At 51.1% G+C, this 765-nt stretch carries 1 protein-coding gene; it reads left to right on the top strand.

The window, feature by feature from the left end; genetic code table 11:
• The coding region (locus HL054_RS22075; RefSeq protein ID WP_369141280.1) for a hypothetical protein at positions 1-765 on the top strand (765 nt) is incomplete at both ends.

Raw genomic sequence — 765 nt, 5'->3', positions numbered from 1 at the left:
GTGCCTTATAATACTTTCCCTGACGGACAGGCTAAAGAGCTTAAAGTAACTTTCCCGGACACATCTATTTATGAGGTGACGTTCGGCGGTGCTGGCAGTGGTAACTATTCGTTCACTGTAACGCCTCAGATTAAACCCGCGCATGTTGACCCGCTCGCATGGGTATTACATCCAGCGACGGCTAAAATCGGCGTTGCTACGGATTACACATGGACAGGTGGCGATTATCCGTATGACGTTTCTGTTGATACCGGAACGGTGAATCATGACAAGCTGACTATTAATAAGGGCGACCCTATTAAATACACGCTTAATCATCCGACCGCTGAAAATGTTGTTATCACTATTAACGATGCAACAAAGCAAACGCCTATTACTCAGGCGGTAATCGTTGCGGCTCCGCTGACCGTCACGCCGTCGAATACTGTTGCGGTGGTCAATACAAACATTAACGTGTCAATCGCTGGCGGCGTTGCTCCTTACACGGTGAACGTGAACGGGGTAGACCACACGACAAGCGCAAGCCCTTACCCGGTTACGTCTGCGACTCCGGGCGACGTTACTGTTACGGTAACTGATTCGACCGGGGCGGCGGGTTCGACTAAACTCAAGTTCGTTTCCGCGCTCGCGTGGGTTCTCAAACCTGATGATGGTAATACGGGCGTTCCTGCGAAGTTCACATGGGTGGGGGGTGTTGCTCCGTATACTGTAACCGCTGTGAACATGGGGCAGAATAAACCCTCTGTCACTATTCAGGCCGGACAG

It is taken from the genome of Modestobacter versicolor, from assembly GCF_041028285.1.
Lineage (GTDB): Bacteria > Actinomycetota > Actinomycetes > Mycobacteriales > Geodermatophilaceae > Modestobacter > Modestobacter versicolor_A.
The sequence above is the reverse complement of the archived record's forward strand: the minus strand, read 5'-3'. Positions and strand labels throughout refer to the sequence as shown.